The organism is Allobosea sp. (genome assembly GCF_017308075.1).
Classification (GTDB): Bacteria; Pseudomonadota; Alphaproteobacteria; order Rhizobiales; family Beijerinckiaceae; genus Allobosea.
The window spans coordinates 1-17,764 of record NZ_JAFKFX010000030.1 but is presented as its reverse complement, the minus strand read 5'-3'; the positions used below and the strand labels follow the sequence as shown (position 1 = coordinate 17,764).

Genomic DNA, 17,764 nt, shown 5'->3' with positions numbered 1-17,764 from the left:
CAATTCACGCTGCTCGACGCCCCTTCCGGCATTGCCGTCGGGCCGCCGATTTGGCGCCCTTATAACGATTGGTCTCCTTCGTAACAATCGGCTTTCGCAGAGCCGTGATCTACCCGGCAAGTAACCGTAAATTCAGCGAAATCGGTTGATCGCGGCGGCAATGTCGGCCTCGACCAGCCGCGCTATCCCCAGCCTGTAGTGGCTGTGGTCGAAATAGTTGTCCGGCTCGCGATTCTCCGGCCGGTCGATCCGCCAGTCGATCAGGGTGGTGCGCGGGCGGCTCGCCGCGAGCCCGGCGAAAGCGTCGCGGCAGGCAGAATCGGCGGCTGCATCGGCACTGCCCGGCACCGGCAGGGCGCTGACGAAATTCGGCGGGCGCAGCAGCACGACCGGCGCGTCGGGCGCCTGGCGGGCGAGCAGGGCGCGCAGCGCATCGGCGGCGGGGAAGGGGCCGGTCGCATTGCCGCCGCCGGACTGGATCGGCTCCAGCAGCCGGGCGCGGCGGGCCGGATCATTGTGGAAGCCCTGGACCTCGTAGCCTTCCTCATAGTTCCAGAAGCCGTCCGGGCGGGCGCGTTGCGGTGCCTTGGCTGTCTGGTAGCGCAGCCTGCGGGGGATTTCCTCGATCACGTCGAAGCGCATCAGCCCGGCGAGATAGGCGGCGGGCGAGCGCTCGAACAACCAGAAGGGGAAGGGTTTCTCGACCGGAAGGCTGGCATCGGGCGTGCACCAGCGGACATCGATGCCGATCACCAGCGCCCTGGCCGGCTCCTTGCGGTGGCGCAGGAACCAGTCGAGCAGGACGAGGGATTCGCGCGGGCCGGTGGCAGGGGCGATCAGCGAGACGAAGGCGATGCCGGTCTGCTGCTTCAGCGCTTCCGGCGAGACGAGCTGGATATGGGAGTTGCCGAAGATCGCGCCCGAGAATTGGGGATCGCGGCCGCGGCTGGCGGCGGCGGTGCGTGGGCCCTGCGGGCTGACGCCGGGCTTCAGCTTGAGGGGCGAGCGGCCGCTGTCATAGGGATCGACCAGGAAGGCGAACGCCAGCAGCGCCAGAGCGAGCCCGGCCGCGGCCAGCGCGAAGGTCGCGGCGAAGCCGCGCCAGCGCGTCTCAGAACTGGAAGTAGATGAACTCATAATTGGCGTCGTCGCCGATCTTGAACAGCACCAGCACGAAGAGGACCGCGGTCGCGACGGCGAGCCAGCGGGCCGGCGGCAACTTCCAGGCCAGCGCCCAGGCGGTCGGCCCGATGATCGCCACTGCGGCGGCCGGCAGCAGGGCCCGCCATTTGAAGCCGCCGCCCCATGGACCGAAGCCGAACAGTCCCTTGTAGATGGCGAGGGCCGCGTCGAAGGAGGTGGCGCGGAACAGCACCCAGCAGAGCGCGACGAAGAGGAAGGTCAGCACCCAGCCGAGGAGATCGGGCATCGACAGCCCGGCGCGGCGCCAGAGCACGCCGACGGCCAGCGCGACGCCATGGGCGGCGCCCCAGGCAACGAAATTCAGTCCGGCACCGTGCCAGAGCCCGCCGAGCGCCATGGTGGCGAACAGGGCCCAGAGCTGCAGCGGCAGGCCATGGCGCGAACCGCCGAGCGGAATGTAGAGATAGTCGCGCAGGAAACGCGACAGCGTCATGTGCCAGCGGCGCCAGAAATCCTGCAGGCTGACGGCGCGATAGGGCGTGTCGAAATTCTGCGGCAGCACGATGCCGAAGAGCAGCGCCAGGCCGAGCGCCATGTCGGTATAGCCGGAGAAGTCGAAATAGATCTGGAAAGTGAAGGCGAGGGTCGCCTGCCAGGCTTCACCGAGGGCGATCGCCTTGCCCTGCGCCGCGGCGGCGAAGACCGGATTGGCGTATTCCGCCAGCGGGTCGCCGAGCAGGACCTTCTTGGCGAGGCCGATGGTGAGCAGGATCAGGCCGCGGGCGATGCGCTCGGCCGCGTCGGAGCGCAGATAGGGGCGCTCGTCGAACTGATGCATGATCTCGCGCCAGCGCACCAGCGGCCCGGCCAGCACCTGCGGGAAGAAGGCGATGTAGAGCGCATAGCGCACCAGATCATAGCGCGGCGCCTCGCCGCGGCGCAGATCGGTCAGATACATCACATGGTGGAAGGTGAAGAAGGAGATGCCGAGCGGCAGGGCCAGATCGAGCTTCGGCGCCGGCAATCCCGGAATCATGCCAGCCAGATCGGCAAAGAAGTTGAAGTATTTGAACAGCGCCAGCACGGCGAGGTTCGCGACGATGGCGAGCGTGATCAGCGCGCCGGCCCTGGTTTTCTGGAAGGCTTCGGCGATCAGCCAGTTGAGCAGGATCGAGAAGCCGAGCAGCGGCACGAAGCGCCAGTCCCAATAGCCGTAGAAGGCGAAGGACAGCCCGGCAAGCAAGGGCAGCCGCCAGGCCGGCGCGAAACGCTCGACCAGCCAGTGCAGGGCGAGGGCCAGCGGCAGGAAGCCGAGCAGGAAGATGAAGGAGTTGAACAGCATCGGGCGGGCGAGGGCAGCAGGAGAGGGCCGCCTTAGACGATTATCGCCGCGCTGTCATGGTCGGGAGATGAAAGCTGCCGGCAGCGCGTCCGGCCTTCGCGGATATTCCCTTCGCCATTTCGGAAGGTCGACCCGCCCGGAAATCCACGGCCCTCATCCTGCGAGACAGGCTCCTGCGGAGCGCTCCTCAGGATGAAGGCCGTGGGAATTTCCAGGCGGGGGCTCAGATATTGTCGCCGCGCAGAGCCTCGCAGACCGCGTCCGTCACCTCTCTCGTCGTCGCCTTGCCACCGAGATCGGGCGTGTGCAGGGCCGGGTCGGCGGTGACGCGCTCGACGGCGCGCATCAGCCGGGCCGCCGCGGCCTTCTCGCCGAGATGTTCGAGCATCATCGCGCCGGTCCAGAAGGTCGCGACCGGGTTGGCGATGCCCTTGCCGGCGATGTCGAAGGCGGAACCGTGGATCGGCTCGAACATGGAGGGCGTCCTGCGCTCCGGATTGAGATTCGCGGTCGGCGCGATGCCGAGCGAGCCGGCCAGCGCCGCGGCGAGGTCGGAGAGGATATCGGCATGGAGATTGGTCGCGACGATCGTATCGAGCGTTTCCGGCTTCAGCGTCATGCGCATGGTCATCGCGTCGACCAGCATCTTGTCCCAGATCACATCCGGAAACGCGCGCGCGACTTCGGCGGCGATCTCGTCCCACATCACCATGCCGTGGCGCTGGGCGTTCGACTTGGTGACGACGGTCAGGAGCTTGCGCGGCCGCGCGCGGGCGATCTCGAAGGCGTAGCGGATGATGCGCGTGACGCCGGCGCGGGTGAACATCGAGACATCGGTCGCGACTTCCTCGGGCAGGCCCTTGTGCACGCGGCCACCGACACCGGAATACTCACCTTCCGAGTTCTCGCGCACGATCACCCAGTCGAGCTCCGGGCCGGAGACATGGCGCAGCGGGCTCACGATGCCGGGCAGGATCCGGGTCGGGCGGACATTCGCGTATTGGTCGAGCGGCTGGCAGATGGCGAGCCTGAGGCCCCAGAGCGTCAGATGATCGGGAATGTCGGGGGCGCCGACCGCGCCGAAATAGATCGCGTCGAAGGCACGTAGCTGGTCGGCGCCATCGGCCGGCATCATCACGCCATGCTTGCGATAGTAATCGGAGCCCCAGTCCAAGGAGCGGACATCGAGGCTGAAGCCGCCATCGCGCTCGGCACAGACCTCCAGGGCCTGGAGCCCGGCGGCGATGACCTCGGGGCCGATGCCGTCCCCTCCGATGGCGGCGATCCTGTGCGTGCGCATGCTCATTGTCCGTTCGATGCTGGTTCGTGACGAGGCGGTGCCCGGCGCGGGCCGGGCGCCGTTTGCTGGTTACTGCGCGGTGACGCCGGCATTGCGGATGACCGGCACCCATTTCTCGATTTCGCTGCGGACGAGCTCGCCGAGCGCGGCCGGGGTCTGGCCGGCCTCGTCCGGCAGTTCGGCGCCGAGATCGAGGAAGCGCTTGCGCGTGGTCGGGTCGTTGAGGGCGGCGCGGGCGGCGGTGTTCAACCGATCGACGATCTCCTTCGGCGTGCCCTTGGGTGCGAACATCGCGTTCCAGCCGGTGGCCTGGAATTGCGGCAGGCCCTGTTCGGCGGCGGTCGGCACGTCGGGGATGACGGCGAGCCGGTCCTTGACCGCGACGACGAGGCCCTTGCCCTCCTTCGCCTGCACGGTGGGAACGATGGCGACCGTCTGGTCGCAGACATAGTCGACCTGGCCGCCGAGCAGCGCGTTGAGCGCGGGTCCCGAGCCGCGGAAGGGAACATGCGAGGGCTTAGTGCCGAGCAGCGAGTCGAGGAAGAGGCAGGTCAGATGCGAGGTCGAGCCGACGCCGCCGGAGCCGTAATTCAGCTTCGCGGCGTTCTCCTTGAGATAGGCGACGAACTCGCGGAAATCCTTGACCGGCAGGTCCTTCTTGGCAACCACCAGCATCGGCGTCGAGGCCGAGTTCATGATCGGCTCGAAATCGGTGCGCGGATCATAGGCGAGCCTGGGATAGAGCCCGACGCTCGCAGCCTGCGTGCCGAGATTGCCCATCAGCAGCGTGTAGCCGTCGGGCGTCGCCTTGGCGACGCGGGTCGCGCCGGTGGTGCCGCCGGCGCCGGCGACGTTCTCGACGACGATCGACTGGCCGAGCGTGCGGCTCATATGGTCCGCCATCATCCGGGCGACGATGTCGGTGGTGCCGCCGGCCGCGAAGGGCACGACCATGGTGATCGAGCGCGTGGGATAGCCGGGCTGGGCCAGCGCTGGCATCGTCGCCGCGAGCCCGAGCGTCAGTGCGAGCAGCATTCGCTTCATTGCTTTTCCTCCCTGTGCCGGCGCCGTTCGCCGGCGCCTCGACCGCCCTTCCATTTGTGTTCCATGGAAGTTTGCATGCGTTCAGCGTTTCCGGTCAGGATCGCCTTGTCAAGCTTCCATTCTTGCTTCCATGCAAGTGATCGGCCATGCTCGGACGGTGTTGGAGGTGGCCATGGCCGAGCTTGCGCGGGCGGAAATTGCGGGGGGCGGGGCCAGGCGCGGCTCGCTGGTCGACGAGGCCTATGCCGCGCTGAAGCAGGCGATCCGCGATACCGTCTTCGCCCCGGGCTATCAGGGCTCGGAGCAGGAGATCGCGGTGCGGCTCGGCATGAGCCGGACCCCGGTGCACGAGGCGATCATCCGCCTGCAGGAGGACGGGCTGGTGCGGGTGCTGCCGAAGCGCGGCGTGCTGATCTGCCCGCTGGCCCCGCAGGACATCCGCGAGATCTACGAGGTCGTCATCGCGGTCGAGTCGATGGCGGCGGAGCTGCTGACGGCGCTGCCGGACCAGGATCGCGCGGCGGTGGCCGACGAGCTCGAGGCCGCGACGGCGGCGATGGAGCAGGCACTGGCGGCGGAGGATCTCGCCGGCTGGGCCGAGGCCGACGAACTGTTCCACCGCCTGCTGGTCGAGCGCTGCGGCAATGGCCGCCTGCGCCGCATCGCCCAGACGGTGACGGACCAGGCCCATCGCGCCCGCATGCTGACCCTGAGGCTGCGGGCCCGGCCGGTCGGCTCGGCACAGGCGCATCGGCTGATCGGCGAGGCGGTGAGGGCCGGCGACGCCGAGGCGGCGCATCGGCTCGCCCGTGCTCACCGCGTTGCGGCGCGCGACGAGCTCGTCCCCCTGATCGAGCATATCGGTCTGCGCCAGCTCTGAGCCGCGCCCGGTGCGGCTGCAGGAGCGTCATGCGCCTGCGGGCTGCTTAAGCAGCCGCAGATCGAGATGGAGACGCTGGAGGAGCGCGCACGGCCGGCGGGGCAGGGCGCCGCCGCTGGGCAGTGGCTCCTCGGGCTTGAGGGCCGAGGGGCCTTGTCGTCAGCGCAAGACGTTCGGGGGCAGCGGCGGTTCCGCGCCGAGCAGTGTGATCGTCACCCGTCGGTTCGGCGCGATGTAGGGATTGTCGGGGAAGACCGGCTCGGTGTCGGCGCGCCCCGTCACGGAAGCGAAGCGGTCGTTCGGGATTCCGGCACCCGACAGGATCCTGCGCACGGCGAGGGCGCGCCCGGCGGTGAGGCTCCAGGAATCGACGGCCCGCGCCGAGCCCGGGCGCGCGACGGCCGTGTGGCCCGTGACGGACAATTGGTTGGGCAGCCGGCGCAGGGTCGGCGCGAGCACCTCGAGCACGCGACGGGTGCGGTCATAGGGCTCGACCGAGCCCTCGGGGAACATGGAGCGGCCCTCCTCGTCCACGAGGGAAACGTTCAAGCCCTCCTTGGTCGGCTCGATCACGATGTTGCGCGACAGCTCGGCCATTTCGGGCATGTTCTGGAGCGTTTGCCGGAGGCTGGCCGCGGCGCTGTGCTGGGCCTGCGCGCCGGCGGCCGGGCGGGTGACCTGACGGTCGCTGGCGCGGCCTGAGCTCGCCCGGCGCGCTCCGTCTTCCTGCCCGGTGACGCCGCTCGCCGTTTCGCGGGGCGCCGACGACTTGTTGCCTGACTTGTCCAGGGCGGTGCCCATCAGGATGCCGCCAGCGCCACTGGTGCTGGCACTCACAGCCCCCGGCGCGAAGTATTCCGCCAGGCCGATTTTCTGCTCCTGCGTCGTCATGCTGATCAGCCACATCAGCAGAAAGAACGCCATCATCGCTGTCACGAAATCCGCATAGGCGATCTTCCAGGCCCCGCCATGGTGCGCATGGGCGGCCTTCTTGACCTTCTTGATGATGATCGTCTGGGCGGGCTTGGCCATCGAGTCCCTGCTGGAGATTGGGTCAGGCGTTGGCGGGCAGATCGGCGGTTGCCGCTTCCACTTCGCTGAAGGTCGGGCGGACGTCGCTCATCAGAGCCTTGCGGGCAAATTCTACCGCCATCACCGGCGGCTGGCCGCTGATATGGGCAAGGAGGCCCGCCTTGAGCGAAAGGTAGTACTTGGATTCCGCCTCGAAGATGCTCTTGAGCGATTGCGCCATGGGCCCGAAGAAGCCGTAGGCGACGAAGACGCCGAAGAAAGTGCCTACGAGCGCGCCGCCGATCAGATGGCCCAGCACCTCCGGCGGCTCGCTGATCGCCCCCATCGTCTTAATCACGCCGAGCACGGCGGCGACGATGCCGAGCGCTGGTGTTCCGTCGGCGATCGACTGCATGGCTGCAACAAGACGCTCCTGCTCCTGATGGTGCGTCTCCAGTTCCTCGTCCATGAGAGCGTCTATCTCGTGGACGTTGTCGGCGCCCATCGTCAACATGCGCATGTAGTCGCAGACAAACTCGACCGCATGATGGTTCTCTGCAAAGGTCGGAAAGGCATTGAAAAGCGCCGACTCGCTCGGATCTTCAATGTGCTGCTCGACCGCGAGCATGCCCTTCTGCTTTACAAGCCTGTACAGGGAATACTGCATCGCCAGCAGTTCGACATACGCCTCCCGATTGTACTTGGGGCCCTTCACGAGCGTACCAAGCATGGTGGGGACGGACTTGAGCACCGGCCCGGTGTTGCCGATGATGAAGGCACCCATCGCTGCACCGAGAATGATAACAAACTCGAACGGCTGCCAAAGGACGAGGAGCTTGCCGCCCATCGCCGCATACCCGCCGAAGACGCAGGCAAAGACGATGATTGTGCCGATGATCAGCCGCATGAATCCGCTACCCTGCGCCGCGGCAGGTGCGGCCCGCGCTAGTTAACTTCCGATCCTGGGAAATGAACGATCAAGGTTAAGGGCGAGTTTACAAGCCTTGGCCCACGGGCTTGTAAGCGTCGTCCTCCGGCAGCGGCTTGGGGTGGCAGGGTAGGCCCAGGAAGAGGGCCGGGGTGCAATGAGCCTCCGCCGGTCACTATGATCGGCGCCCACGCTTTTGGGCTCGGTGACAAACTGGACGCGCCGCGGTGACGAAAGGCGCGCGTCGATGACAAGCTCTCTGCATCTTGAAAGTGAGTGCCGGTCGGCGCTCACAGACGACCTCATTTCAATCAATCGATTGATTGAAATGAGACGTGGTGCTATGCTCTCGCTATGGCGAGCATTTCCATCATCGAGGACGTCGAGAGCACGCGGCAGGCGCTGATCCGCGCGGGGCTCGACCTGTTCGGCCGCAACGGCTTCGACGCGACCTCGACGCGCGAGATCGCGCAGGCGGCCGGCGTCAACAGCGCCGGCATCGCCTATCATTTCGGCGGCAAGGACGGGCTGAGGCAGGCCTGTGCCGAGGCGATCATCGCCCGGATGCAGGGCGTGCTGACGGGCGGCTCGCCTGCCGTCTCGATGGCGCCCGACGTGACCGATCGCGACGCCGCAACCGAGCAGCTGCTCGCCCTGATCGGCCGGGTCGTCAGCTTCCTGACGACGGTGCCGGAGAGCGAGGTCGTCGCCCGCTTCGTCATGCGCGAGATGCTGACGCCGAGCCCTGCTTTCGAGGCTCTCTATGGCGGTCTGTTCGAGCCGGTGCATCGCCGGGTCTGCCAGGTCTGGGCGGCGGCGACCGGCATGGAGCCGGAGGCGCCGGAGACGAAGCTCGCAGTCTTCGCGGCGATCGGCCAGGTTTTCTACTTCCGCATCGCGCGGCCGGCGGTGACGCGGCGGCTCGGCTGGGACGGGATCGGGGCCGAGGAGGCGCGCCTGATCGGCGAGGCGATCCGGCGCTCAGTGCGTGCCGGCATCCTCGCCTGCAGGGGAGAGGCGTCATGATCCTCGGCTTCATCTGCTCCTTCGTCCTGGTCGCTTCGCTCGGCATCTGCGCCCCGCCGACCACGCGGGTCGCGGGCTATGTCGAGGGCGAATATGTCCGCCTCGGGCCGATCGATGTCGCGCGGATCGAGAGCGTCGCGGTCCGCCGCGGCGAGCGGGTGACTCCGGGCGCCGTCGTCGCCGAACTGCAGAAGGACGATGCGCAGAACGTCGTCGCCGAAAGCGAGGCGCGGCTGGTGCAGGTGCGCGCCCAGCTCGCCAACCTGCTCAGCGGCAAGCGCCCGGAGGAGATCGCGGTGATCGAGGCCAATGCGGCCTCGGCCCAGGCCCAGCATCGCGAGGCCGAGCGGGCGCTGGAACGCCGGCAGGATTTGTTCCGGCGCGGGGTCTCGACCCAGGCCGATCTCGACCAGGCGCAGACGGCGCGCGACGTCGCGGCGGCGAGCGTCCGGCAGAGCGCCGCCAATCTCGCCGTGGCCCGGCTGGCGGCGCGCGAGGAGGAGATCAGGGCGGCGCAGAACCAGGTCGCGCAGGCGCAGGCCGCGCTCGACCAGGCGAAATGGCGGCTGTCGCAGCGCCGGCTCACCGCGCCTGCCCCCGGCATCGTCACCGACATCGTGCGTCATCCCGGCGAACTCGCCGGGCCGACCGCGCCGGTGCTGACCTTGCTGCCGGACGGGGCGGTGAAGCTGATGCTCTATGTGCCGGAGGCGCTGCTCTCCGGCACGGTGGTCGGCACAAGGCTCGAAGTGCAGTGCAATGGCTGCCCGCCGGGTCTCGCAGCCACCGTCTCCTATGTCTCGCAGGAGCCGGAATTCACCCCGCCGGTGATCTACTCCGCCGATACCCGGCAAAAGCTGGTCTATCTCGTTGAGGCGCGGCCGGAAGGCGGGCCGGCGGCGAAGCTGCAGCCCGGCCAGATCGTCGACGTCGTCATGCAGGCCCGGCGATGAGCATCGAGAACGCCATCGCGGTCCGCGGGCTGACCAAGCGCTTCGGCACGCGGACCGTGGTCGACAATGTCGACCTCACCGTGCGCCAGGGCGAGATCGTCGGCTTCCTCGGTCCGAACGGCTCCGGCAAGACCACGACGATCCGGCTGATCTGCGGGCTGCTGACGCCGGATGCCGGCGAGGGCACGGTGCTCGGCTTCGATGTCCGCAGCCAGAGTGCGCAGATCAAGCTCAATGTCGGCTACATGACCCAGAAGTTCTCGTTCTACGAGGACCTGACGATCGAGGAGAATCTCGCCTTCGTCGCCCGGCTCTACGGGCTTAAGCCCGTCGGGGAGGCCGTGGCGAGGACGCTCGACGGTCTCGGCCTGACCTCGCGCAAGGACCAGCTCGCCGGCACGCTCTCGGGGGGCTGGAAGCAGCGTCTCGCGCTCGCCGCCTGCATCATGCACGAGCCGAAGCTGCTCTTGCTCGACGAGCCGACCGCGGGCGTCGATCCAAAGGCGCGGCGCGAGTTCTGGGACGAGATCCACCGCCTCGCCGGCGAGGGGCTGACCGTGCTGGTCTCGACCCATTACATGGATGAGGCCGAGCGCTGCCACCGCATCGGCTACATCGCCTATGGCCGCATGCTGGCGACGGGCACGGTCGAGGAGGTGGTGCACGGCTCCGGCCTCTCGACCTATGTCGTCCATGGCGTGCTGAAGCCGGCCGAGATCGCGGCGCTGTCCCGGACTGACGGTGTCGAGCAGGTCGCGCCCTTCGGGGCGACGCTGCATGTCGTTGGCACGGACAGGGACAAGCTGGAGCGCGCTCTGGCGCCACTCACCGAGCGGGAGGACATCAGGGTCGAGCCCGGAGAGACCAGCCTGGAGGATGTCTTCATCCAGTTCATGGCGAGGGCCCAGGCCGGGGGGCAGGCGGCATGAGCGCCTTCGCGCTGTCCGCGGGGCGGCTCGGCGCCATCCTCGCCAAGGAATTCGTGCAGATGCGGCGCGACCGCATCACCTTCGCGATGATGCTGGTGGTGCCGATCATCCAGCTCCTGCTCTTCGGCTATGCGATCAACAACGATCCCAAGGGCTTGCCGGCGGCGGTCCTGGCGCTGGGCCAGGATCGCTATACCCGCTCGGTGGTCGCGGCGCTGGAGGTCTCCGGCTATTACCGCTTCGCCAAGCGGCCGGAGAGTGCGGCCGAGGCGGAGAGCCTGATGGCGCGCGGCGCGATCTCCTTCCTCGTCACCATTCCCAGCGATTTCGGCATGCGGGTCGAGCGCGGTGACGAGCCGCGCATCCTGGTCGAGGCCGATGCGACTGACCCCGCCGCATCGAGCAATGCGGTCGGGGCGCTGCAGACCATTGCCGGACGGGCGCTGACCCGCGAGCTCGGCACCGAGGACCAGGCCCGGCAGCAGAGCGAGAGCGCACTCTCCTTCGTCGTGCACCGGCGCTACAATCCCGAGGGCATCACCCAGTACAACATCGTGCCCGGACTGCTCGGCGTCATCCTGCAGATGACCATGGTGATGATGACGGCGATGGCGCTGACCCGCGAGATCGAGCGCGGCACCATGGAGAACCTGCTTGCCATGCCGGCGACAGCTGGCGAGATCATGCTCGGCAAGGTCCTGCCTTATCTCGCGGTCGGCAGCGTCCAGGTCGCGGTCGTGCTCTCGGCGGCGAAGCTGCTCTTCGGCGTGCCCTTCCTCGGCAGCCTCACCTTGCTGCTCGCCTGCGTGCTGATCTTCGTGCTGGCGCTGGTCCTGCTCGGCTACACGATCTCGACCCTGGCGCGCACGCAGCTCCAGGCGATGCAATTGACCTTCTTCTTCTTCCTGCCCTCGCTGCTGCTTTCCGGCTTCATGTTCCCTTTCGCCGGGATGCCGCTCTGGGCGCAGTGGCTCGGCGAGATCTTCCCGCTGACGCATTTCCTGCGGGTCGTGCGCGCGATCATGCTGAAGGGTGCCGATCTCGGCGACATCGGCACCGAGGTGTTCTGGCTGGCCGCCTTCGTGCCGCTCTATGCGGGGATCGCCCTGATGCGGTTCCGGAGCACGCTGGACTGACGAGGCGGCCTTCCCGGAAAATAGTAACTTGCAAAAAGATAGTAACCGAGATAGCGGGCTTGGTCATGCAGCCTGGGCTCGCTCCGCTCACCGAATGCCCCTGTGCCCGCGCCGTCGCGACCGTCGGCGAGTGGTGGAGCATACTGATCCTGTGCGATGCGTTGCAGGGGCTGACCCGCTTCGACGAGTTCGAGCGCAGCCGCGGTATCGCGCCGAACATGCTGGCGCGCCGGCTGAAGCATCTCGTCGAGAGCGGATTGTTCGAACGGCGGCTCTATCATGAGCGGCCGAAGCGCTACGAATACATCCTGACCGAGAAGGGGCGGGACTTCTTCCCGGTCGTCGCCGCGCTGATCGGCTATGCCAACCGGCATCTCGCGCCCGAGGGCGCTTCCCTGCAACTGGCCGAGCGCGGAAGCGAAGAGCCGATCATCCCGATCACCGTCGCTGCCGCGACCTTGCAACCCATCACCGTCGACAGCGTCACGGTCATCGCCGGTCCGCAGGCCAGCACCGGCATGCACGAGCGCCTTGCCTTCGTCGCAGCGCGCGAAGCAGCCACCCGAACCAAACCGAGCTAGGAGCTTTCTATGCGTCGTATCGTCGTCACCGGACTGGGCGTCGTCTCGCCCCTGGGCTGCGGCACCGAACTCGCCTGGCGGCGCCTGCTCGCTGGCCGCTCCGGCCTGCGCCGCCTGCCGGATGCGGTGGCCGAGACCCTGCCGGCCAAGGTTGCGGGTCTCGTGCCCGGCAAGGCCGAGGACAATGAGGGCGGTTTCGATGCCGATGTCGCGATCGCGCCCAAGGACCAGCGCAAGATGGACCGTTTCATCCAGTTCGCGCTGGTCGCTGCCAAGGAGGCGCTGGCGCAGGCCGGCTGGCAGCCGCAGAGCGAGACCGAGCGCGAGCGCACCGCGACCGTGATCGCTTCCGGCGTCGGCGGCTTTCCGGCGATCGTCGAGGCGGTGCGGACCACCGACCAGCGCGGCGTGCGCCGGCTCTCGCCCTTCACCGTGCCGTCCTTCCTGGTCAATCTCGCCGCCGGCCATGTCTCGATCGACCATGGCTTCAAGGGGCCGATCGGCGCGCCGGTGACGGCCTGCGCCGCCGGTGTGCAGGCGATCGGCGATGCCGCCAGGATGATCCGGGCCGGCGAGGCCGATATCGCGCTCTGCGGCGGCAGTGAGGCCTGCGTCGATCTCGTCGCGCTCGGCGGTTTTGCTGCGGCTCGGGCGCTCTCCACCGGTTTCAACGACGAGCCGGAGAAGGCGTCACGTCCCTTCGACCGCGACCGCGACGGCTTCGTCATGGGCGAGGGGGCCGGGCTCTTGGTGATCGAGGCTCTGGAGCATGCGCAGGCGCGCGGTGCGACGATCCTCGCCGAGCTGAACGGCTACGGCACCAGCGCCGACGCCTATCACATCACCTCCGGCCCCGAGGACGGATCGGGAGCGCGCCGGGCGATGGAAACGGCATTGAAGCAGGCAGGCCTGAAGCCCGGCGATGTCCGCCATCTCAATGCGCATTCGACCTCGACGCCGGTCGGCGATCGCGGCGAGCTCGCCGCGATCAAGTCGGTGTTCGGCGAGGGGGGCGGCATCGCGATCAGCGCGACCAAGTCTGCCACCGGCCATCTGCTCGGCGCGGCGGGCGGGCTCGAAGCGATCTTCACCGTCCTCGCATTGCGCGACCAGATCGTGCCGCCGACGCTCAATCTGGACAATCCGGACGAGGAGGCGGCCGGGCTCGACCTCGTCGCCAAGCTCGCCCGGCCGCATGCGATGGAGCACGCCATCTCTAACGGCTTCGGCTTCGGCGGCGTCAACGCCAGCGTGGTGTTCCGGCGCTGGAGCTGACGGCTTTCCGCGCCCTCAGGCGAATTCGCGCAGCAGCAGCTTGTAATTGCGCAGCCGCAGCTCGGGATCGTCGAGGAAATCCTGGATCATGAACTCGTCGGCGCCGGTCAGCGCCGCCATGCGGCGCAGCCTGCCGGCAACGCGCTCCGGCGTGCCGACGATGAAGGTCGGCCAGTCGGCATCATCGGCCGGAACCATCCCGTCCATGATCGCCATCGCTTCGTCGAGCTCCGGCAGGCGCTCGAGCATGATCCGCTCGGGCTTGCGGCGCTGGCGGAAGACGGCGCGGACCGGCATGGCGAGGCGCTCGGCCTCCTCCTGCGTTTCGCCGATGATGGCGCGCACGGCGATGAAGGCCTGCGGCGCGGCGATGCCGGCGGCGTGGCGCGAAGGCCGGAAGGCCGACTGATAGGCCGCGAAGGAGTGCGGCGCCTGCTCGGGCTGGTGGAAGGCGCTGCAAGCGAGGCCGAGGCCGAGCTCGGCCGCGTGGCGCGCGCTGCCTTCGCTGACTGCGAGGATCCAGGGCAGGGGACCGGCCGGCTCGTCGCGCATGATGCGGATGCTGTGGAAGGGCGAGGTCTCCGGCAGATCATTGCCGAGCCAGCCGATCAGCTCCTCGACATGGGCTGCGTGATCATCCGGGATCTCGGCGTCGCGCAGCCGCTTCAGCGCCCGGTCGGCGAGCGGGCCGGCGGTGGCGCGGCCGATGCCGACATCGATGCGGCCCGGGAAGAGCGCGCCGAGCGTCCGCAGCGCCTCGGCGACCTTGTAGGGGCTGTAATGGTTGAGCAGCACGCCGCCGACGCCGATGCGGATCCGCGAGGTCGCGCCGGCGAGCGCGGCAGCGAAGACTTCCGGGGCCGGGTTGGCCTCGAAGGCGACGTCATGATGCTCGACGATCCAGTAGCGGACGAAGCCGAGCCGCTCGACCTCCTTCGCCATGGCGATCGCGGTGCGCAGGGCGCCGCCGGAGGTCTGGCCTTTCGGCACGACGAGAGGATCGAGGAGCGAGAGCTTCATGGTGGCGATATCCGCTGGCCGGAGCGCCGCCGAAAAGGCGGCGCTCCCTTGCCTTGTCAGTTGAGCTTGAAGGCGGAGGGGGCGACGAGGCTCGCCTTGATGTCGATCGCCTTGGCCTTAGGCAACATGCCGGCCTCGATCATGAAGGCCTGGTCCGCCGTGAGATTGGCGATGTCCGCCTCGGTCATCGCCGGGGTGAAGTCGTAGAGCGGCAGCTGGGCGCGGGCGTCCTCGATCGAGATCTTCTGCTCCTTGGCGGCGATCGCCAGCGCCTCCTCGGGGTTCTTCGCCATGAAGTCGAGCGCCTTGTGATGGGCGGCGAAATAGGCGGCGACGAGATCGGGGTGCTTCTCCAGGAAGGCGGCATTGGCGCCGATCACCGTGGTCGGCTTGATCAGGCCCTCGCCGCTGGTCAGAGCGCGGCCGCCGGCCTTCTCGACCTGGGTGACATTGGCGCCAGCGAGCGTCGCGACGTCGACCTGGCCGGCAAGCAGCGCGGCGCGCGCGGCCGGCAGGTCCATGTTGATGTACTCGACATCGCTGAGCTTCAGATTCTGCGAGGCGAGCGCAGCGACGAGGAGCTGGTTCAGCACCGTGCCCTTGGGGCCGGCGATCTTCTTGCCCTTGAGGTCGGCGAGCTTGGCCGGACCATCGGCGCGGGTCATCAGGAAATAGGCTTTCGGCGAGCGGGCATAGGCGGCGACGACCTTGAGCGGCACGCCGTTCGCGGCAGCGAGGATGGCGGAGGTGCCGCCGAGCACGCTGGCGATGTCGATCTCACCGGCGGCGATGGCCTGGGTCTGCTGCGCGCCGGAGGTGATGACGGGGTTCTCGACCTTGATGCCCTTGGCTGCGAAGGCCTCGTCGAGGAAGCCCTTCTCGCGCATCACGATCGAGGGAACGTTGAAGGGCGCGGTGACATAGGTGATGCGAACCGTTTTGGGCTTCTCGGCCGTTTGCGCCTGGGCGTGAGCGGCGGGCAGCAGCAGCGCGAGCGCGAGGCCGAGACAGGCAAGGGGCTTCTTCATGGTGGTCTCCTTGGACAGAAAATTCAGGCCGCGGCAGGCGTCGGCGTCGTCATCAGCCGGGAAAGGATCGCCCGGCGATGGAGGTTGACGTCGGGGTCGGTCGGGTCGCGCGGATAGGGCAGGGCGATCGCCTCGCGGCCGACCATGCGGCCGCCCTGCATTTCCAGCGCCCGCTCGCCGAGCAGCACGGCTTCCTCGACGTCGTGGGTGACGAAGACGATGGTCGGGCGCCGCCGCTGCCAGATCGCGACGAGCTCGTTCTGCATGGTCCGGCGGGTGAAGGCGTCGAGCGCCGCGAAGGGCTCGTCGAGCAGCAGCAAATCCGGCTCCTGGACGAGGGCGCGGGCGATGGCGACGCGCTGGGCCATGCCGCCGGAAAGCTGGGCCGGCATCGCGCCGGCGAAGGCCGAGAGCCCGACGAGCTCGATCGCGGCGGCGCAGCGCTCGGCGGCGACGGGGCGCGGCACCCGGCCGCGCAGGCCGAAGCCGACATTGGCGGAAACATCGAGCCAGGGCATCAGCCTTGCCTCCTGGAAGACGACGGCGGTGCGCAGTTTGCCGCCGCCGCGTCGGATCTCGCCCTCGCTCGGCTTTTCGAGGCCGGCGAGGATGCGCAGCAGCGTGGTCTTGCCGCAGCCGCTGCGGCCGACCAGCGTCGTGAACGAGCCGGCGGGAAAGGACAGGTCGATATCGGCGAGGGCCGTGACCTCCTCCGCGCCGACGCGATAGCGCCGGCCGATGCCGGAAAGCTCAAGCACGGGCCATCTCCAGATCGCCGGAGAGCCAGGGCGCGCTGCGGCGGATGGCGAGGCGCAGCAGATGGTCTGCGGTGAGGCCGAGCACGCCGATGACGAGGATGCCGGCGAGCACGATATCGGTGCGGGCGAGGTTCTCAGCGTCGACGATCATATAGCCGAGCCCGGCCGACGAGGCGATCAGCTCGGCGCCGACCAGGGCGCGCCAGCTATAGCCGAGGCCGATCCGGAGGCCGACGACGATCGCCGGCAGGGCCGAGGGCAGCACGATGCGCAGCATGATCTCCGGCCGCGAGAAGCCGCAAACCGTGCCGACATCGATCAGCTTGCGGTCGACGGAATCGAAGCCGCCGCGCACGCCGAGGAAGATCGGGAAGAAGCAGGAGAGGATGATGATCCCGACCTTCTGCGTCTCGCCGATACCGAGCCAGAGCATCAGCAGCGGCATCAGCGCCAGCGGCGGAATCTGGCGCAGGAATTCGAGCAGCGGCTCGAAGAGCGACCGCAGCCTGAGGCTCAGCACGAAGAGCAAGGCGAGCGGGACGGCGAAGGTGATGGCGAACAGGTAGCCGAGCGCGACGCGGCGGAGGCTGACGAGCGTGTGGCGCAGGAGTTCGCCCGAGGCGATCAACTCGGCAATCGTCTCCGCGACCGTGCCGGGCCCGGGCAGCAGGAAGGCGCTGACCCAGCCGAGACGGCTGGCGAGCCACCACAAAGCGAGCGTGGCGGCGAAGACGATGATGGTCGTGAAACGGGGCAATGTTTGCTGGCGCCAAATTTTGGATGCGCCACGCTCAATAAGCCGATGTATAAAATGCGCAAGCTTGCTGCAGTGCCGCAGCAAGCTTGCGCTCTACATCAGAAATATTCTAATTCAATACTTGGGTCGTGTCTTCCGGTGAGCAGTGGTCGCGCAGGGGTTATCCTGCGCGAGCCGGATCACAGCGGGATATTGTCGTGTTTGCGCCAGGGGCGTTCGAGGCTCTTGGTGCGGAGCATGGCCAGCGCCCGGGCGATGCGGCGCCTCGTCGAGTGCGGCATGATCACCTCGTCGACATAGCCGCGTTCGGCCGCGACGAACGGGGACATGAAGCGGTCCTCATATTCTTTCGTCTTGGCCGCGATGCCATCCGCGTCCGTGCCCCGGAAGATGATCTCGACCGCGCCCTTGGCGCCCATCACCGCGATCTGCGCCGAGGGCCAGGCATAGTTGACGTCGGCGCCGATATGCTTCGAGGCCATCACGTCATAGGCGCCGCCGAAGGCCTTTCGGGTGATCACCGTGACCAGCGGCACCGTGCATTCCGAATAGGCGAAAAGCAGCTTGGCGCCGTGCTTGATCAGCCCGCCATATTCCTGCGCCGTGCCCGGCAGGAAGCCGGGCACGTCGACGAAGGTGACGATCGGGATCTC

The 17,764-nt window shown here is 68.0% G+C and carries 18 protein-coding genes; 7 read left to right on the top strand and 11 right to left on the bottom strand.

Annotated elements, in window-relative coordinates; all coding sequences use genetic code 11:
* Positions 1 to 132 precede the first annotated feature (132 nt).
* From J0J10_RS11730 to J0J10_RS11715, 4 genes are all read right to left on the bottom strand, one after another.
* Positions 133 to 1,137, bottom strand: a complete 1,005-nt coding sequence (locus tag J0J10_RS11730) for a hypothetical protein (protein ID WP_291646723.1) — start codon at positions 1,135 to 1,137, stop codon at positions 133 to 135.
* Positions 1,112 to 2,485 (bottom strand): MBOAT family O-acyltransferase, encoded by a 1,374-nt coding sequence (locus J0J10_RS11725; protein ID WP_291646721.1) that lies wholly within the window; start codon positions 2,483 to 2,485, stop codon positions 1,112 to 1,114. The genes J0J10_RS11730 and J0J10_RS11725 overlap by 26 nt, the downstream gene beginning before the upstream one ends.
* A gap of 223 nt (positions 2,486 to 2,708) precedes the next feature.
* The gene (locus J0J10_RS11720; protein ID WP_291646720.1) at positions 2,709 to 3,785 is read right to left on the bottom strand and encodes a tartrate dehydrogenase; all 1,077 of its coding nucleotides are present in this window, start codon (positions 3,783 to 3,785) and stop codon (positions 2,709 to 2,711) included.
* A 69-nt stretch (positions 3,786 to 3,854) separates the two neighbouring features.
* Entirely contained in the window at positions 3,855 to 4,829 is a 975-nt protein-coding gene (locus tag J0J10_RS11715; RefSeq protein ID WP_291646718.1) for a tripartite tricarboxylate transporter substrate-binding protein, read from the bottom strand.
* 172 nt (positions 4,830 to 5,001) lie between these two features.
* Here J0J10_RS11715 and J0J10_RS11710 point away from each other — a divergent pair, with 172 nt between their 5' ends.
* A complete protein-coding gene (locus J0J10_RS11710) occupies positions 5,002 to 5,709 on the top strand; it encodes a GntR family transcriptional regulator (protein WP_291646716.1) in 708 nt (235 codons plus the stop codon).
* Positions 5,710 to 5,868: 159 nt separating this feature from the next.
* Here the strand turns inward: J0J10_RS11710 and J0J10_RS11705 are convergent, their stop codons facing one another.
* Both J0J10_RS11705 and motA read right to left on the bottom strand, forming a co-directional pair.
* Positions 5,869 to 6,741, bottom strand: coding sequence for a flagellar motor protein MotB (locus J0J10_RS11705; RefSeq protein ID WP_291646715.1), 873 nt, complete (start codon positions 6,739 to 6,741; stop codon positions 5,869 to 5,871).
* A 22-nt stretch (positions 6,742 to 6,763) separates the two neighbouring features.
* On the bottom strand, positions 6,764 to 7,627 hold the full coding sequence (motA, locus tag J0J10_RS11700; protein WP_291646713.1) for a flagellar motor stator protein MotA: 864 nt from the start codon (positions 7,625 to 7,627) through the stop codon (positions 6,764 to 6,766).
* A gap of 375 nt (positions 7,628 to 8,002) precedes the next feature.
* Between motA and J0J10_RS11695 the strand changes: the two genes are divergently transcribed.
* From J0J10_RS11695 to fabF, 6 genes are all read left to right on the top strand, one after another.
* Positions 8,003 to 8,674, top strand: a complete 672-nt coding sequence (locus J0J10_RS11695) for a CerR family C-terminal domain-containing protein (RefSeq protein WP_291646712.1) — start codon at positions 8,003 to 8,005, stop codon at positions 8,672 to 8,674.
* A complete protein-coding gene (locus tag J0J10_RS11690) occupies positions 8,671 to 9,627 on the top strand; it encodes an HlyD family secretion protein (protein ID WP_291646710.1) in 957 nt (318 codons plus the stop codon). Before J0J10_RS11695 ends, J0J10_RS11690 begins: the two co-directional genes overlap by 4 nt.
* 2 nt (positions 9,628 to 9,629) lie before the next feature.
* Complete coding sequence (locus J0J10_RS11685) at positions 9,630 to 10,556, top strand: ABC transporter ATP-binding protein (protein WP_291647039.1); 927 nt, start codon at positions 9,630 to 9,632, stop codon at positions 10,554 to 10,556.
* Complete coding sequence (locus J0J10_RS11680; RefSeq protein WP_291646709.1) at positions 10,553 to 11,692, top strand: ABC transporter permease; 1,140 nt, start codon at positions 10,553 to 10,555, stop codon at positions 11,690 to 11,692. The genes J0J10_RS11685 and J0J10_RS11680 overlap by 4 nt, the downstream gene beginning before the upstream one ends.
* 65 nt (positions 11,693 to 11,757) lie before the next feature.
* Complete coding sequence (locus J0J10_RS11675; protein ID WP_291647038.1) at positions 11,758 to 12,273, top strand: winged helix-turn-helix transcriptional regulator; 516 nt, start codon at positions 11,758 to 11,760, stop codon at positions 12,271 to 12,273.
* Between the two features lie 9 nt (positions 12,274 to 12,282).
* Entirely contained in the window at positions 12,283 to 13,548 is a 1,266-nt protein-coding gene (fabF, locus tag J0J10_RS11670; RefSeq protein ID WP_291646708.1) for a beta-ketoacyl-ACP synthase II, read from the top strand.
* 15 nt (positions 13,549 to 13,563) lie between these two features.
* On the opposite strand, the gene J0J10_RS11665 is transcribed toward fabF, so the two are convergent.
* The 5 genes from J0J10_RS11665 to J0J10_RS11645 all read right to left on the bottom strand — a co-directional run.
* The gene (locus J0J10_RS11665; RefSeq protein WP_291646707.1) at positions 13,564 to 14,568 is read right to left on the bottom strand and encodes an MsnO8 family LLM class oxidoreductase; all 1,005 of its coding nucleotides are present in this window, start codon (positions 14,566 to 14,568) and stop codon (positions 13,564 to 13,566) included.
* Positions 14,569 to 14,624: 56 nt separating this feature from the next.
* A complete protein-coding gene (locus tag J0J10_RS11660) occupies positions 14,625 to 15,596 on the bottom strand; it encodes an ABC transporter substrate-binding protein (protein WP_291646705.1) in 972 nt (323 codons plus the stop codon).
* A 23-nt stretch (positions 15,597 to 15,619) separates the two neighbouring features.
* Positions 15,620 to 16,354 (bottom strand): ABC transporter ATP-binding protein, encoded by a 735-nt coding sequence (locus J0J10_RS11655; RefSeq protein WP_291646704.1) that lies wholly within the window; start codon positions 16,352 to 16,354, stop codon positions 15,620 to 15,622.
* Complete coding sequence (locus tag J0J10_RS11650) at positions 16,347 to 17,111, bottom strand: ABC transporter permease (protein WP_291646702.1); 765 nt, start codon at positions 17,109 to 17,111, stop codon at positions 16,347 to 16,349. The genes J0J10_RS11655 and J0J10_RS11650 overlap by 8 nt, the downstream gene beginning before the upstream one ends.
* Before the next feature lie 179 nt (positions 17,112 to 17,290).
* A partial coding sequence (locus J0J10_RS11645; RefSeq protein ID WP_291646701.1) for a carboxyl transferase domain-containing protein occupies positions 17,291 to 17,764 on the bottom strand: 474 nt, incomplete at its 5' end.